Genomic DNA, 15,802 nt, shown 5'->3' with positions numbered 1-15,802 from the left:
AGCGTTTTCAGAAAAAAACTTCATTTTACAGAAAATTAACATAAATTTAATATTGTTTTGACATTGTTTTTATTGCATAATAAAGACGTCGCGATATGCGTAAAAATTGAAAATTAAATATTCATTTTATAAAGGAGTTCAAGATGGAAATAGTTACAATGGTCTTATCCCTATTAGGAGGCATTGCGTTATTTTTGTTCGGTATGTCATTAATGGGCGATGGACTAAAAAGCGTAGCCGGTAACAAGTTAGAAGCATTCTTGTACAAGATGACAAACACAAGTTTAAAAGGTGTTGCCTTAGGTGCAGGTGTTACTTCTGTTATTCAGTCTAGTAGTGCTACGACAGTAATGGTCATTGGTTTTGTTAACTCAGGTATGATGAAACTAAGACAAGCTATCGGTATTATCATGGGTGCCAATATTGGTACAAGTATTACTGGTTGGATATTGTGTTTATCTTATGTTGGTGGATCAAGTGGAATCGCAAGCTTATTTTCAACAGCTACGATCACAACATTGTTTGCGTTTATTGGTATTTGTTTAAAAACATTTGGAAAACGTACAACACATAAAAATGTTGGAAATATCATGCTTGGTTTTGCGATTTTAATGACAGGTATGCAACAAATGAGTGGAGCCGTTTCGCCTTTAAGAACGAACGAAACATTCATTAGTATGCTTACAATGTTCTCAAATCCAATCATGGGTATTCTTGTTGGTATTTTATTTACTGCTGTTTTACAAAGTGCAAGTGCTGCGATTGGTATCTTACAAGCATTATCTATGACAGGCTCATTGACATTTGCGGCAGCCTTTCCAATTAACTTAGGTATTGGTATTGGTGCTGCATGTCCTGTGTTGATTTCTGCCTTAAGTGCAAATAAAAATGGTAAACGTACCGCATTAGAATATTTGATCAACGACTTATTTGGTATGATTATCTGGTCAATTCTATTCTATGGTTCAAATGTATTTATGCAGTATAGCTTTGTGAATAAAGTTATGTCTCCAGTAAATATCGCATTAATGAATACAGCTATTCGTTGTGGGAATGTATTAGTGTTATTCTGGTTCATTCCTCAAATTGAAAAATTATTGATGCGTATTATTAAAGACAGTCCTGAAGATTTAGCAGAACAAGCTGACTTTGATTTACTAGAAGAACGTTTGATTCCGTATCCTGCTTTGGCGATTGCACAATGTCATCGTGTCATGAATGGTATGGCTAAAAAGGTGCGTAATAACGTGAATCGTTCAATGAACTTGATCAATGAGTTTAAACCAGAAAAATATGATAAAGTACATCGTAAAGAAAAATTGATTGATAAATATGAAGCACGTTTAGGTTCTTATTTAATGCAGCTGACAAAACAAGCATTAAATACAGAACAAACTCGACAAGCTTCTTTATATCTTCATACAATTAGTGACTTTGAAAGAATTGGTGATCACGCTGCAGATATTGCCGAGATGTCAAAGAGTATCAATGATAATCGTATGGAAATGTCAGAAGCCGCTATGGATGAGTTAAACCTTGTTATGGAGGCCGTTCGTGAATCAATGAATATGACATATCATGCTTATTTAGAAGATGATTTAGCTTTGGCTCGACGCGTATCTCCATTAGGAATTGTCATTCGTGGACTTTGTGATGAAATGAAATTGCGTCACGTTGAACGTTTATCACAAGGAAACTGTGGCCTTGAAGAAGGTACAGTATTCAATGATTTATTAAATAGTTTAAACCGTATCGCTACACACTGTGCAAGTAGTATGGTGGCTTTGATTAAGATTCGTGAAAAAGATACAGATATTCATATTCACGATTCCAAAGTATATGCGATTGAAGGTGACGATTATAAAACAACATTGGCTGAGTACCGTGAAAAATATGATCTTGGACAAAGAGAAGGTCGTATTGTCAGTATGGAAGATGAACAAGTTGAATAATGTAAATAAGGCCTGATGATTCAGGCCTTTGATGTATCTATTTTTATGTCACATATGTCTTGGATTGAAAAAGTCTTAAAATAAAGTTCTTCTAAAGGAATCCATCGTTGAATAAAATTGTTCAACATATTTGGGTTCCTTTTTTCAAGTCTTGAAAGTTGTTCTTCTTTACTCACGGTTAAGAAAACAGAATACGAATAATATTTTTGAAGATCTGAGTGCATTGAATAAGAACCTTCAATGACATTAAATGATTTATATGGAATTAAGTGAGCAGATTGTATTGACAAAGTTGAACAATTGAATTTACGTAGCTTTATATCTTCATGTTTGGATAGTGGAATCAAGACCTCTTGTTCAAATCGCTCATGATCTACATTTTCTCCAGGACTTTCAAGCCTTTCCTTTGTCCTTTGATGGGGTTGTAAGAAAAAGTCATCCATTTTAAATACGTTACAGTCATATATTTGTTTTAAAAGATTTGAAAGTGTAGTTTTACCCGAAGCACAACGTCCGTCGATTGAAATAATAGAAGGATGCTTGTTGTCGATATCTTTAAATAGTTTTAAGAAGGGGACGTACTTTTTATGTATTAAGCGATAAGATGGATGGTACAATTGATTGAATGTATTGGAATGATGAATGGCAGGATATCCATCTTCTTTCCATTTCAAAAGGGTTGGCTTAGCGTTGGTTAAAGAAAATGGAAGTTCCTTATTGGAAATCATATCGATAAGGATTTGAAGCTTTTCTTCGAGCTGTTCCTTACCGTTTTTTTCTTGTTGACTTGATAAAATAAATAAAGTACTCAGTGTATTTACGCTCAATCCATAATTTAAATGAAGACGAACATAATCTCCATCTAGATATTCAATGGAATTACATGTATCCAGTTTTGTGTCGAGTTCTTGTTGGATCTGTTTTTTAACTGTGTCAGGATTTGAAAGTAAGTGTTCACACCCAAAACTGCTTTGGTATAAAAATTTCATTAAGTCTTGTAGTTCTAGTTGTGGGTATGTTTGAAATTGGTTGAGTATATATGATTTTGTGTTCATAGAAATTATTTTATCACATTCTTTAATTTTCTATTATAGATAAAAGTTATAACGAGCACATATTATTAAATATTATCAATAATTAATTAGAAATGATAAAATGATGATATTGGAGGAAATTTACTAATGTTGAATATTAAATACGATATTGTGGGATCTTTTTTAAGACCACAGGAAATTAAAGAGGCCCGTGCTAAATTTAATAATAATGAAATTACATATGAGCAATTGCGTGATGTAGAGGATGAACAAATCGCAAAATTAGTTGCGAAGGAAGTACAACATGGATTGAAGTTTGTGACAGATGGAGAATTCCGTCGTCGCTGGTGGCATTTAGATTGGTTAAAAGAATTTGATGGTTTTACGACAAAACATTTGGATAAATTTATTAATGGAAGAAACAATCATATTGAATTAGGTATGATTGAAGGTAAGATTTCTTATGATCCAAATAAAGCACATAAAGAAATGTACGCATGGGATTTTTTGAAGAATGAGGCAAGTAAATATGGTGTAGAAGCTAAGAAGTGTATTTCTGGACCAAACATGATTTTGATTGATCATTTTTTACAGTTAGGTATCAAAGATACGCCATACTATGGAACAGATATTGAAGCAGTCATTGATGATATTGGATTGGCATATCAGGCAGCCATTCGTGATTTCTACAATCATGGATGTCGCTATATTCAAATTGATGATACTTCATGGACCTATATGATTGATGATACATTTGTATCAAAAGTAGAAGGTTTAGGTTATACAAAGGCACAAGTATTAGATTGGTTTGTGCGTGTAAGTACTAAGGCTTTAGAAAATCGTCCAGAAGATATGCAGATTGCGACACACTTCTGTAAAGGAAACTTCAAAGGAAATCCATTATTCCACGGATTTTATGATACGATTGCCAAGTCTGTTGCGAGCATTCCATACGATGGATATTTTGTAGAATATGATGATGCTCGTAGCGGAACATTTGATCCTTGGGCTGTTTTAAAAGGTACTGGCCGTACATTTGTAGCTGGCTTGATTTCGACAAAGCGTAAAGAATTAGAAGAGCATGATGCGATTAAGGCACGTTATGAACAAGCTAAAGCTGTAGTCGGTGATAATATTGCACTTTCTCCACAATGTGGATTTGCCTCTGTTGAAGAAGGTAACTGCATTGATGAGGAAACACAATGGAAGAAAATTGATTTATTGGTATCTTGCCAAGACTTTATTTAAGAGGAATCGTTTGATTTCTCTTTTTTTTCTCCACAAAAAAAGGAACAATTACTTGTTCCTATAATATGAATTTAAGAAAGATTCTTTGAATTCTTTAAATGTACCATCTAAAATAGCTTGTCGAGCTTGTTCAGTTAAACGAATGATAAAGCGAAGATTATGTATAGAAGCAAGTTCGAAATATTTTGCGGATTCCGTACGATCTTGTGATTTCCATAGTCTTCTTAATTCACCAAGTGTGATATGAGATAGACAAGTAGGACAATCACAACCTTCATCGATAATTTCATCGCTATCTCTATATTTTGATAGATTGATAGGACCATGCATTGTATACAATCTTCCATGTCTTGCCTCTCTTGTAGGAGCTACACAATCAAATGTATCAGCCCCATTTTCTGTACCAATCAAGATATCATCTGGATGAGACAATCCTAATAAGTGTCTTGGTTTATTTTCAGGGAGTTCTTCGTTACACCAAGTTAAGATATCACCTAGTGTTTCTTTAAGGAAAGCTCCACCTAAGCCGTAGCCATCAAAATCCATTTGAGCGTACTTTTTACAAGTTGATCTTCTTAGATCTTCCCAACGCCCACCTTGAATGACACCATATAAAGATTGATGGTAGCCTAAATCATCACAATGTTTCTTATGTTCATCAAGACTTCTCTTTGCCCAACGCTCAGTTCTTGCCAAGGATTCAACGTTATATTCGTATGTATCGGCTAAAGAAGTTAATTCATCATAGGCCATATGAATATCGGCTCCAATGCGACATTGAATTTGCATACTTTCTTCTGGACCAATAAAATCTTCTTGGCCTGTAAATGGATCGTGAAAGTGTACGCCATCTTCTGTTACGTGGGCCAATCGCTTTTCTTCTTCAGTATTTTTCATGTTGTCTTCACGTTTCATGCTGACAACTTTTCCGCAGCCAGAACCTAAAGACATCACTTGAAATCCACCGGAATCCGTTAAGGTTGGACCGTTCCATTTTGACCATGCGGATAAACCTCCATTGGCGGCAATCTCAGGGGAAATGTTTCGTAAATGATATCCATTACTCAACATGGCTTGGGCATTAATACTTTTTAATTCTTCCATAGAAACAAAGCGAACTTCACCATGTGTTCCAACACACATGAATGCAGGGGTCTTGATGTCTCCATGAGGTGTATGTATAATTCCGGCTCTTCCTAAATGACCAGGAATTCTTTTTTCAATTTCAAAATAAAATTTATTGTCGTTCTTGTATTCCATAAATTCCTCCAACTTACTTATTTTATCATATATTAGCGTCGGCATATATAAAAGATTATGTGATTGCACCTGCAATATATCCGATGGATTGAATGTTAAGAAGGTTAGTTTGTCCTCCAATAAAAATTCTTAATCCAATATCTAGATTAAAGATGTCTGAGAAAATGGACATTGTTACAGAACTTGTATTTTCATCGGTCGCCAATATCGTTTCTGATTGACAAGACTAGAACATATACACCACACAATACACATATGGATATTATACTTGGTTTTTTAATGCAATCTAAGAACAGTCGTCACTTCGATGCGGAGAGGTTCAATTTAGCACAACTCTTGTTGAAAACCCCATTTTTTCTTTCTATAATATATATCGGTGATAAAATGAAAAAAACAATTTGGATAGCAACGAGCAATGCTCATAAAGTCGAAGAGTTTCAGACGATGTTGAAGGATTGCCAAGTTAAATGCTTAAAAGATCTAGGTCATAAGATTGATATTGTAGAAGATGGTACAACATTTGAAGAGAATGCGCTAATTAAAGCTCGTACTTTATTTAATGAACTTCATGAACCTGTAATCAGTGATGATTCTGGTTTGGAAGTAGATGCGATGGATAAGAAGCCAGGTGTGTATTCAGCTCGTTTTTTAGGTGAAGACACAAGCTATGATATCAAGAATCAATATATTATAGATCAGGTAAAGGGAAAAACGCGTACGGCTCGTTATGTGTGTGTCATTGCCTATATTGATGAAGATGGAAAAGAACATGTATATCGTGGAGAGTGTGAAGGTTTGATTCATGATAAAATGGTTGGAACAAATGGCTTTGGATATGATCCAATTTTCTATTATCCTGAATTTAAGACAACACTTGCCAATGTGAGTGAAGAAAAGAAAAATAGTGTATCTCATAGAGGGGTTGCACTTGAGAAATTTTTAAAGGATTGGAGTAAATAATATGTTGCATGTAGTATTGTATGAACCTGAGATTCCTCAGAATACAGGAAATATCATTCGAACTTGTATGGCTACGGGTTCGCGTTTACATTTAATTGAACCATTGGGTTTTTCTTTGGATGAAAAGCATTTGCGTCGTTCAGGAATGGATTATATTAAGGATGCGGATATCCATATTCATAAAGATTGGGATGCGTTTGTGGCTGAAAATCCAAGTGAACACTATTATTTTATGACTCGTTATGGTAAAAAAGCACCTAGTGAATTTGATTTTACTAAAGAAGAAGGCGATGTTTATTTGGTTCTTGGAAAAGAAAGTACGGGTGTTGATAAAAAAATTCTTCAACATCATTTAGATACCTGTATGCGTTTGCCTATGGTCGCAAATGCGAGAAGTTTGAATTTGTCCAATTGTGCTGCCATTATCGTTTATGAAGTATTACGCCAACTTGATTATCCTGGACTAAGTACACATGAAGAACTTAAGGGAGAGGATTGGCTTGAAAATCTTAAGATTGATTGATCGTTATATAGATTCGTTTGAAAAGCGAATCTTTATTTTTATTATATTTATAACAATGTATTGGTTGTGGCAGAATATTTGGCAGTTATTATTATTTTATAAAGTATATGTTATAACTGATTATGAAAGCTTGTTCAATTTGCAGGCGCATCTATCCAATTATGAATCGAGTGTTTTGATTCGTATTATATATTATGTGATTTCAAATCCATCATTGAACATGGCTGGTCTAGTTAGTTGTATAAAATTGATAGACATAATGGGGATTGTAGGATTGCTGATTTTGGCTCAAAAATATCGAATTATTATGATTTTAAATGTATTTAAGTACGTTTGGTGTACCATTTGGATTGTAAAAGGTATGAATTCTGCAAGTGTATATTTGGTAATAAATTGTTTAAAATGGCTTTCAATAGGCGGTTTGATCCTTGTTTGTATAGTGATTCTTCAATGGCTTTTTGGCTTGGTACGAATAATCCTAGAACACGATAGATTTGTTCACAATTTGTAGACAACGTTATACATTTTATAAATTATGTACAATTTTTTACAAAATCACACAATTTACCACAATTTATACTGAGATGCTTTATATAAAGGCTATTAAGAAATATTTAAGAAATTAATTACTAAAAAGTGCAAATGATTTTTTTGCGAAAATTTGCAACAAAAATTAAATCTTGTTAAACTTCAGTTGTTGTAACGAAGAGGTGATATGATGAATTTTATCGAAAAGCACAGTAAAATTTTAGCCGTAAGCCTATGTCTATTGACTTCTGGACCAATTGTTTCGACAATGTATGCTAAAGAAGTTCAACCAGGATGGCATGGTGAAGGCGCAGATCGTTATTATGTTTTAAAATCAAATCGTCAGACAGCTACTGGTTTAACAAAAATCGATAAGGAACTTTATTATTTTAATAATAATGGAGAAATGCAGTTTGGATGGCAGACTGTTTCAGATGAAACTTACTATTTCCAACAAGACGGAACTGCTGCAACGGGTTCTGTAACTATTCAGGGTAGTGAGTATAATTTCCAAAAAGAAGGTGTCCTTCTTCATGGTTGGAGTAATGATGGTAAATCATACTACGATGAAAAGGGAAACAAAACTTCAACAAACTGGGTTGAAGAAAATGGTTCAAAATATTATTTTGATGCCGATGGAAATTGTGTAACAGGATGGCAGGAAATCGATGGCCAGAAGTATTTCTTTGGTGAAGATGGAAAGATGGCTACAGGTCAATTTGATGTAGACGGAAAAACATATTTCACTCAAGAAGACGGTACTTTCCGTACAGGATGGCAAGAGATCAACGGTCAAAAATTGTATTATGCAGAAAATGGTGAAGTAACTAAGAATCAAATCGTTGAAATCGAAGGTACTAAATATGCGTTCGATGAAAATGGTAATTTGATTAAAAATGCCGAAAAAGATGGATATAAGATTGATGAAAATGGTGTTGCGACTGAAGTAACCCCTTCTGAGGAAACAACTCCAACTCAAGATACAACGACTCAATCTCAGACTCAGAATCCAGCACAAACAACTACTCAAAGCGCTCCAGCACAAACAACTACTCAAAGTGCTCCAGCTCAAAGTACAACAACTACAACACAAGCGCCAGCACAGACATCGACTCCTAGTGCTCCAGCTAATAATTATGTAGCCCCAACCCCAAGTGTGAACAGTTCAGCAATCGCTGCTGCTGCATTAGCACAAGTAGGAACTACACAAGATTGTACAATGTTAGTAACTAATGCTTTGAGAGCTGTAGGAATTAATTTCCACGGTTGGCCAGAAAACTATTTGAGTCTTGGTACAATCACATCAAGTCCAGTTGCAGGTGACATTATTGTTTATTCAGGACATGTCGCTATTTACATTGGAAACGGACAAGCAGTTCACGGTGGATGGAACGGAAGCCAGACTGTTGTAGCAAGCGTTTCTTGTGACAAGGCATTAATTGGATACGTTCACGTAGGCTAGATTGAATTCTAGCCTTTTTTTTTGTTTTTGTGGTAGAATTATTAATATATTTTCAAGGAGGTTTACTTATGAACTATATACAAACGCAAAAATTTAGTGATGTTTATGTTTCTTGTAAAACCATGATGCCTTTTCATCGAAATACAATCAGTGCCTTAAACGTGCTTGTGTATATGATGAAGGCGAAAACGCAGAAAATGAATTCGAAACAAAAATTAGCTTCTACCTTAAATCGTGCTTATGGAACGAAGGTGTCTTATGGTTTAACATCTTATGGAGATCTAGTTCAACTCGATGTTCGTTTTCAGTTTGTCCGTCCAGACTGGATTGAAGATAAAAGTTATTTAGATAAAATTAAAGATATTATGGATGAAGTTCTGTTTCATTCTGTATTGGATGATGAAAACTTTAAGGAATCTGTGTATTTATTAAAAAATAGATTATTGGCACAAATGGATGATCCTGCTAATTTATCATGTATGTATGCCTTTGAGATGGCACATGATAAACATTCAATTTCAATTCCAGTGCAGGGAAGTTTAAAAGATTTAGAGACACTTACTTTAGACGATGTAAAAAAAGTCTATACGCTATATATGGATATGGCAAAACACTTCTATATCTGTGGTTATGTAACGGATGAATTGTATGATTATATTGATAGTTTAGATTCACATTGTGCTTTTATATCCGAAAGAACATTGCTTCCTGTAGTAGAAACAAGCTATAAAACGTTTGAAAAGGATATTGCGCAAACTTGTATTTCGCAAGTCTATTCGACAGGTGTTGATATTTCAAGTTCGGATTATGAGGCTGAACTCATTTTAAATAGTATTTTGGGGCAAAGCCAGAAGAATTTAATGTTTGATGAAATTCGTGAAAAGAATAGTCTATGTTATTCTATAAGCTCTTCTATTATTCGCTTTGATGGAGCTTTATTAATTCATACGGGTGTGAATCGTAAGGATGTCACAAAAGTATTAAATTTGATAGAAACACAAATAGATCGATTATTGAATATGGATTATGATGATCGATATTTAGAAATCGCAAAGATGGACTATAAGGACCGTATTATTAGTGGATTAGATCATGCTCAATCTTTGATTGCGCAAGCTTTTTTAGATGATCTTTTACATCGCCAGCTCACGCCTGAGCAAAGAATTGAGAGAATTATGAAGGTGACAAAGGAAGATATTTCACGTGTTGCTTTACGATTGAATTTGGCTTCAGTGGCCATTGTTGCGGAGAAAGAAAATGAATTATAATTTGGATATTAAAAAAGAAACGTTGTCAAATGGTTTACAGGTGATTCTTGTTCATAAACCGGATTATCAAAAATCACTATTTCTTTTAGGAGCTAAAGTAGGTGGATTTGATATTGATCAAAGAGTAGATGGGCAAGTGATTAGACATAAGAGTGGGATTGCGCACTATTTAGAACATCAAATGTTTTATTTGGATGGAGAAGATGTAAGTGATTTATTTGCGAACTTACAGTGTTCTACAAATGCATATACTTCTTATACAGAAACGGCATTTTATTTTTCGACTACGGCGGATGTGAAAAAGCCATTAAAACTTTTATTGGATTTTGTCGAAAATTTAGATGTGACGAATGAAACGATTGAAAAAGAAAAGGGGATTATTCTTAGTGAATATGATATGTATCAACAATCGCCTGAACAACGTCTTTTTAAAGAAACTTTGATTTCTTTATTTCAATATCATCCAATGAAAGTGGATGTACTCGGTTCAAAAGAAGATATTCAAGATATGAGCATGGAGGATTTAAAACAATTTTATGCATTAAATTATGATCCTAGTAAATTGTGTCTTGTGGGTGTAACTGGAAAAGATACAAATGAAATCATGGATTGGATCAAGGAATGTCAAAAAGATGTGTTGAGTAAGTTAAATAAAAAGATTGAGCGTGTCTTTAAAAAAGAGCCAAAGGAAGTAAATCGCAAAGAGTATGTCGATCATATGGATATTCATCAGCCATTTGTATGTGTTGGATATAAGATGGATGCTTGCAAGACAAAGGCAGAAGCATTTGAAAAAGATTTTGCCGTGAATATGTGGTTAGATTCTATCATGGGTCCTTTAAATCCTAAATTTCAGGAATGGCTAGATCAAAGAATCTTTACACAGTTTGTAGGCGCAGAAGCAGACTTTACTTTGGATCATAGTTATATCTTGTTTTATGCTCAAACAGTCAATCCAAATGCCTTTATTGAACTTGTAAATGATCTTGTACAGAATAAGTCGATTTCTGATGAAGACTATCAGTCGTTGCATGCACAGGCAATCGCGAATAATTTGCGTGGCTTAGATCATTTTGATGGCTTGGCCAATGATTTACTTCGAAGTCACTTTGAGGAGTATGACTATATTGAAAATTTAAATAGCATTCAAAATATGAAAATTGAGCAGGTACATGCCTATATTAAGGATTTGGATTTCTCACATTCTTGTGTGACAAAAATTCTTCCGAATGACTCTATCTGATCTAATTTGTGTTTTTTTAAACGAATTAGAGGGGAAAAACGCATGTAAAACACATAAAAAGACGACCTATAGATAAGATAGGTCGTTTGTTTTATATGTGACATATTTGTAGAATACCATTGAAGAAGGATGGTGATAAATATGGTGGTCAGAATTGAAGGAGGATAATCAATTATGAATGCGTTTAGTATCGTGGGAAAAATTACGGACATGCCAATATTAAAGGAGACAAGCAATGGATTAAAGACTTGTGAGCTTCCAATTCGAGTGCAGCGTAATTTTCCAAATTCAGAAGGTGTTTATGAAAGTGATGATGTGGTCGTTGAAGTATGGCGAGGTCTTGCAGAAACTGTAAGTGCTTCGTGTAAGATTGGAGATTATGTAGGAATTAATGGTCGTATTCATTCGCGTAAATACCAGAAGGATGACAGGGTATATCTAAACTATGGCTTTGTAGCTGAAAAAGTTGATTTTCTACGTTGATCAACAGATAAAATACATGAATTAAGAAAACACATCCACAAAAAAAGAAGCGATCAATTCGCTTCTTTCTTTTTCTATGCCTAAGATTAACGGTTGTAGAATTCTACTACTAACAATTCGTTGATTTCTTGAGCTGTGAATAGTTCTTTACGTTCTGGGTAACGAACATAAGTACCTTTCTTAGCATCTTTGTTTACTTCAACAAAATCAACAGTTGCTGTTGCAGCTTCTAAAGCTTCGTTGATTACACTTAAGTTTTTAGCGCGTTCACGAATTTCGATAACTTGTCCTGGTTTTACTTGGAAACTAGGGATATCTACTTTCTTACCATCTACTAATACGTGTCCGTGGTTTACTAACTGACGGCTAGCACGACGAGTACGTGCAAATCCCATACGATAAACGATGTTATCTAAACGAGATTCCAACATTACTAAGAAGTTTTCACCAGCAGAACCAGCTTTTTTACTTGCTTTTAAGTAAGTGTTGTAGAATTGTTTTTCACTTAATTGGTAAGTGTGACGAATTCTTTGTTTTTCCTGTAATTGGATACCGTAGTTTGTTAATTTTGGACGACGAGCATTTCCGTGTTGTCCTGGAATTGTGTTACGACGAGTTAATTCTTCACCAGTTTCTAATACTGAGAATCCAAGACGGCGTGACTTCTTCCAAACGCTTCCTGTGTTTCTTGACATAATTTTTCCTCCTATTGTTTTATATCATCCACAAAACAATAACAGTACAAATCTTTAAAGGTTGTGTTGACAATGATATTTTCCGCTATCAGCTATTAGCTTACTCATATCGCTTAATAAGGCTGCAACGCATATCCTTTAACTTTGTATGCTGCTATCAATTTATGCCTATGTATCATATCAAAGAACATTAATAAAATCAAGAAAATGATGCAATGATTTTGAAGTTTTGCTATAATAAGAATGGTTTGCAAGGAGGTACCACTATGGATAGTGTTTTGAATTTCTTTCGATCAGTATACGCGTTCATTCGAAATCAACTTTCTGTGACTGTAATTATCTATCTTTGTATAGCAATTCTAGTCTTGATTTTGATTTGGATCATTATGCGTATGATCAAACGTAAAAAGGCGTCGAAACGACTTTCAGATCTTGAAATCGAAATGAATGAAATTCGTAACAATTCCTTGGCCTACAAATTCAACAAAGCATCGGCATTCGCAAGAGTGAATGATGATATCATGGATAAAGTGAAAAGCTTGACTCCAAAATATGATACTTGTCAAAAAAACTTAAGTGCTTGTGATGATTTGTTTAATGAAGCAGATGATTATGTTTCTAGACATCGTCTTCGTAAATCTATGCGAGCTATGGACGATTTAGAAACAATGATGGATGAGACAAAAGAAAGAATTCGTATTGTTACTCAGTCATTAGATCACATCTTGGCTCGTGAAACAGAGGTTCGTGAATCGGCAAATGCTTTAAAAGAACGTTTCCGTAATGTGAAAACTGTTTATCAAGATAATCGTTCTTCATTTTATGGATCTGTTAATTATGTAGATTCATGCTTAGAGGAAATTGAAAATGAATTCTCTAATTTTGAAGAGTGGATGTTTGCTTCAGAATTTAACAAGGCAAAGGAAGAACAAGAAAAAATCTCAAAAATGGTGGATGAGATTAGCTCTAAAATTGCAGCCTTCCCTGGACTCTATGAAAAGGCCAAAAATGTATTGCCTCGTGCAATTAACGAAGTTCGTTTGCACATTAAGGAATTACAGGAAAAAGATATCGACTTATCTTATTTAGAACCAGAAGAAAAATTAACAACCATTCAAAGTGCTTTGTCTAGTTCAATTGATCAATTGGATGCAGGTGAATTTGAAATGGCACAAGAAAACTTGGAAATCATTGGAGATCACATTCTAGCATTACAAGATGATGTAACGAATGAAAAAGAAGCTTATGATGAAATCCATGTAAGTCTTCAATCTAATTTAGATCTAGTTAATGTCATTGGTCAGGAACTTGAGGAAATTATGGCGCTTTATGCCAATATTAAAGATCGTTTTGGTCTAGAAGATTGGACACACCGCTTCTCTTTGGCACAAATCCAAATGGAAGATTTATCAAATCGTCGTGATGAAATTCAAAAAGAATTGAAGCAAAATCAACGTCCTAGCGTAGATGTAGTTCATGGTTATCGTAAATTTTCAGAAGATGTTAATGAATTCCACGATCAAGTCAAGGATATGAAAGAGATGTTAGTGGGAGCAAGCAGTGATGAATCACGTGCTAAAAAACAATTGACAAAATTACAATTGATTTTAAATGAAGTACGTTTAAATACAGTAACACGTCATTTACCTAGTATCTCATCTCAATTTTCTGCAGATTTAAAAGAAGGCGAACGCTTGATTCAACGTGTTCGTGTAGTGTTGGATCACTCACCATTAGATGTACAAACATTAAATGCAGATTTGCAGGATGCCATCGACTTTGTATATAAGTTATACAATAACGCAAACAATTTAGTCGGTGTTGCCGTTATGGTAGAAAATGCGATTGTGTTTGGTAACCGTTTCCGTAGTACGCATGCACAAATGGATTCGGATTTAACTCGTGCTGAGTTATGTTTCCAAAATGGAGAATATACTCGTGCACTTAAGATTGCGATTCAAGCAATCGAAAACATGCACCCAGGAATTTATGAGAAGTTAGTAGCTCAAAAAGATCCTGCTGTCATGAACCAGGTGCAGTAATGATTTATTTTGATAATGCTTCGACAACCTCTGTACGTACAGAGGTTCGTCGTGTTTATGGGCAAATGTTAGAAACTTGTTATGGCAACCCAGATAGTTTGCATGCGGCTGGTCGCCAGGCAAGTTCGCTCATGGAAAAAAGTCGATCAAATATTGCTTCTATGCTTCATGTAGATCCAAGTGAAATTATCTTTACATCAGCTGCTAGTGAATCAAACACTTTAGCTATTGTAGGATATGCCTTGGCCAATGAACATCGAGGTCATCATGTACTCACAAGCAACGTCGAACATTCGAGTGTTCGTCATGCGATGGAGTTTTTGAAGCGTTTTGGATTTGAAGTTGAATTTCTTCCAATTAATGAAGAGGGAATTGTTACACCAGAATGCTTAAAATCTCATATGCGTAAAGATACAATTTTAGTATCGGTTATGCATGTGAATAATGAAATGGGAGCTATCAATCCTATTTTAGAACTAGAAAAAATTGTACACCAAAATCCAACGTGTGTATTTCATGTGGATTGTGTACAGAGTTTTTCAAAAATTGATATTCCTTTTGAGAAACTAGATATGGCTACGATCTCTGCACATAAGATTCATGGTCTAAAGGGTAGTGCCATTTTAATGAAGAAAAAGAAGATTCAACTTGTTCCAATCATTCAAGGTGGACAACAGGAACAAGGACTTCGTGGTGGAACAGAGAATGCACCGGCAAATATTGTTTTGGCAAAGACAATTCGTTTAGCTTTAGAGGAACAATCAAAGGCTTATGATCATGTTTTAAAAATCAATCAATATTTACGTGAAGAATTAGCTAAAATCAATGGTGCGCATGTACATTCGCCAAAAGATGCGATTCCTTATATTCTTAATATTTCATTTGATCAAATCACAAGTGAAGTCTTATTGAACGCTTTGGATCAAAAGGGAATTTGTGTATCCGCAAAAAGTACTTGTTCATCACAAAATACGAATGCTTCTGAAGTGTTATTGGCTATGCACAAGTCGGAATTTGATGCGACACATGGAATTCGTTTATCTTTTTCTTATGAGAATACTTTGGAAGAGGCAAAATATTTTATAGAAACATGTAAGGAGATTA

Annotated in this window: 14 protein-coding genes; 10 read left to right on the top strand and 4 right to left on the bottom strand. The window is 34.5% G+C overall.

Annotated elements, in window-relative coordinates; genetic code table 11:
• Nucleotides 1-143 precede the first annotated feature (143 nt).
• On the top strand, nucleotides 144-1,952 hold the full coding sequence (locus ACZQCL_RS01695) for a Na/Pi cotransporter family protein (RefSeq protein WP_482481690.1): 1,809 nt from the start codon (nucleotides 144-146) through the stop codon (nucleotides 1,950-1,952).
• A gap of 20 nt (nucleotides 1,953-1,972) precedes the next feature.
• Here ACZQCL_RS01695 and ACZQCL_RS01690 read toward each other — a convergent pair whose 3' ends face one another.
• Nucleotides 1,973-2,941 (bottom strand): hypothetical protein, encoded by a 969-nt coding sequence (locus tag ACZQCL_RS01690; RefSeq protein WP_482481688.1) that lies wholly within the window; start codon nucleotides 2,939-2,941, stop codon nucleotides 1,973-1,975.
• Between the two features lie 192 nt (nucleotides 2,942-3,133).
• On the opposite strand from ACZQCL_RS01690, the gene ACZQCL_RS01685 reads away from it, so the two are divergent.
• Nucleotides 3,134-4,234 (top strand): uroporphyrinogen decarboxylase/cobalamine-independent methonine synthase family protein, encoded by a 1,101-nt coding sequence (locus ACZQCL_RS01685; protein ID WP_118115723.1) that lies wholly within the window; start codon nucleotides 3,134-3,136, stop codon nucleotides 4,232-4,234.
• A 48-nt stretch (nucleotides 4,235-4,282) separates the two neighbouring features.
• On the opposite strand, the gene tgt is transcribed toward ACZQCL_RS01685, so the two are convergent.
• Together tgt and ACZQCL_RS01675 are read right to left on the bottom strand one after the other, a co-directional pair.
• Nucleotides 4,283-5,494 (bottom strand): tRNA guanosine(34) transglycosylase Tgt, encoded by a 1,212-nt coding sequence (tgt, locus tag ACZQCL_RS01680; RefSeq protein ID WP_482481686.1) that lies wholly within the window; start codon nucleotides 5,492-5,494, stop codon nucleotides 4,283-4,285.
• Nucleotides 5,495-5,549: 55 nt separating this feature from the next.
• A complete protein-coding gene (locus ACZQCL_RS01675) occupies nucleotides 5,550-5,699 on the bottom strand; it encodes a hypothetical protein (protein ID WP_331865953.1) in 150 nt (49 codons plus the stop codon).
• A 179-nt stretch (nucleotides 5,700-5,878) separates the two neighbouring features.
• On the opposite strand from ACZQCL_RS01675, the gene rdgB reads away from it, so the two are divergent.
• The 6 genes from rdgB (at nucleotide 5,879) to ACZQCL_RS01645 (ending at nucleotide 11,961) form a co-directional block, all read left to right on the top strand.
• Nucleotides 5,879-6,454, top strand: coding sequence for an RdgB/HAM1 family non-canonical purine NTP pyrophosphatase (rdgB, locus tag ACZQCL_RS01670; RefSeq protein ID WP_270498493.1), 576 nt, complete (start codon nucleotides 5,879-5,881; stop codon nucleotides 6,452-6,454).
• Between the two features lies 1 nt (nucleotide 6,455).
• Nucleotides 6,456-6,977: a tRNA (cytidine(34)-2'-O)-methyltransferase gene (locus tag ACZQCL_RS01665; RefSeq protein ID WP_117570835.1), complete on the top strand. Its 522-nt coding sequence runs from the start codon at nucleotides 6,456-6,458 to the stop codon at nucleotides 6,975-6,977.
• A 715-nt stretch (nucleotides 6,978-7,692) separates the two neighbouring features.
• Complete coding sequence (locus ACZQCL_RS01660) at nucleotides 7,693-8,967, top strand: NlpC/P60 family protein (RefSeq protein WP_482481683.1); 1,275 nt, start codon at nucleotides 7,693-7,695, stop codon at nucleotides 8,965-8,967.
• A gap of 68 nt (nucleotides 8,968-9,035) precedes the next feature.
• Entirely contained in the window at nucleotides 9,036-10,235 is a 1,200-nt protein-coding gene (locus tag ACZQCL_RS01655; protein ID WP_419032620.1) for a M16 family metallopeptidase, read from the top strand.
• Nucleotides 10,225-11,478, top strand: a complete 1,254-nt coding sequence (yfmH, locus tag ACZQCL_RS01650) for an EF-P 5-aminopentanol modification-associated protein YfmH (protein WP_227991096.1) — start codon at nucleotides 10,225-10,227, stop codon at nucleotides 11,476-11,478. The genes ACZQCL_RS01655 and yfmH overlap by 11 nt, the downstream gene beginning before the upstream one ends.
• Before the next feature lie 174 nt (nucleotides 11,479-11,652).
• Entirely contained in the window at nucleotides 11,653-11,961 is a 309-nt protein-coding gene (locus ACZQCL_RS01645; RefSeq protein ID WP_227991095.1) for a single-stranded DNA-binding protein, read from the top strand.
• An 86-nt stretch (nucleotides 11,962-12,047) separates the two neighbouring features.
• Here the strand turns inward: ACZQCL_RS01645 and rpsD are convergent, their stop codons facing one another.
• Nucleotides 12,048-12,656, bottom strand: coding sequence for a 30S ribosomal protein S4 (gene rpsD, locus ACZQCL_RS01640; protein ID WP_117570841.1), 609 nt, complete (start codon nucleotides 12,654-12,656; stop codon nucleotides 12,048-12,050).
• 266 nt (nucleotides 12,657-12,922) lie between these two features.
• On the opposite strand from rpsD, the gene ACZQCL_RS01635 reads away from it, so the two are divergent.
• Both ACZQCL_RS01635 and ACZQCL_RS01630 read left to right on the top strand, forming a co-directional pair.
• The gene (locus ACZQCL_RS01635; RefSeq protein ID WP_199593085.1) at nucleotides 12,923-14,698 is read left to right on the top strand and encodes a septation ring formation regulator EzrA; all 1,776 of its coding nucleotides are present in this window, start codon (nucleotides 12,923-12,925) and stop codon (nucleotides 14,696-14,698) included.
• On the top strand, nucleotides 14,698-15,802 hold a 1,105-nt coding region (locus tag ACZQCL_RS01630), incomplete at its 3' end, for a cysteine desulfurase family protein (RefSeq protein ID WP_482481679.1). The genes ACZQCL_RS01635 and ACZQCL_RS01630, both read left to right, overlap by 1 nt.

The organism is Holdemanella sp. (genome assembly GCF_056804935.1).
Note: the sequence above shows the minus strand (reverse complement) of the source record. Positions and strands in the feature narration are given on the sequence as shown.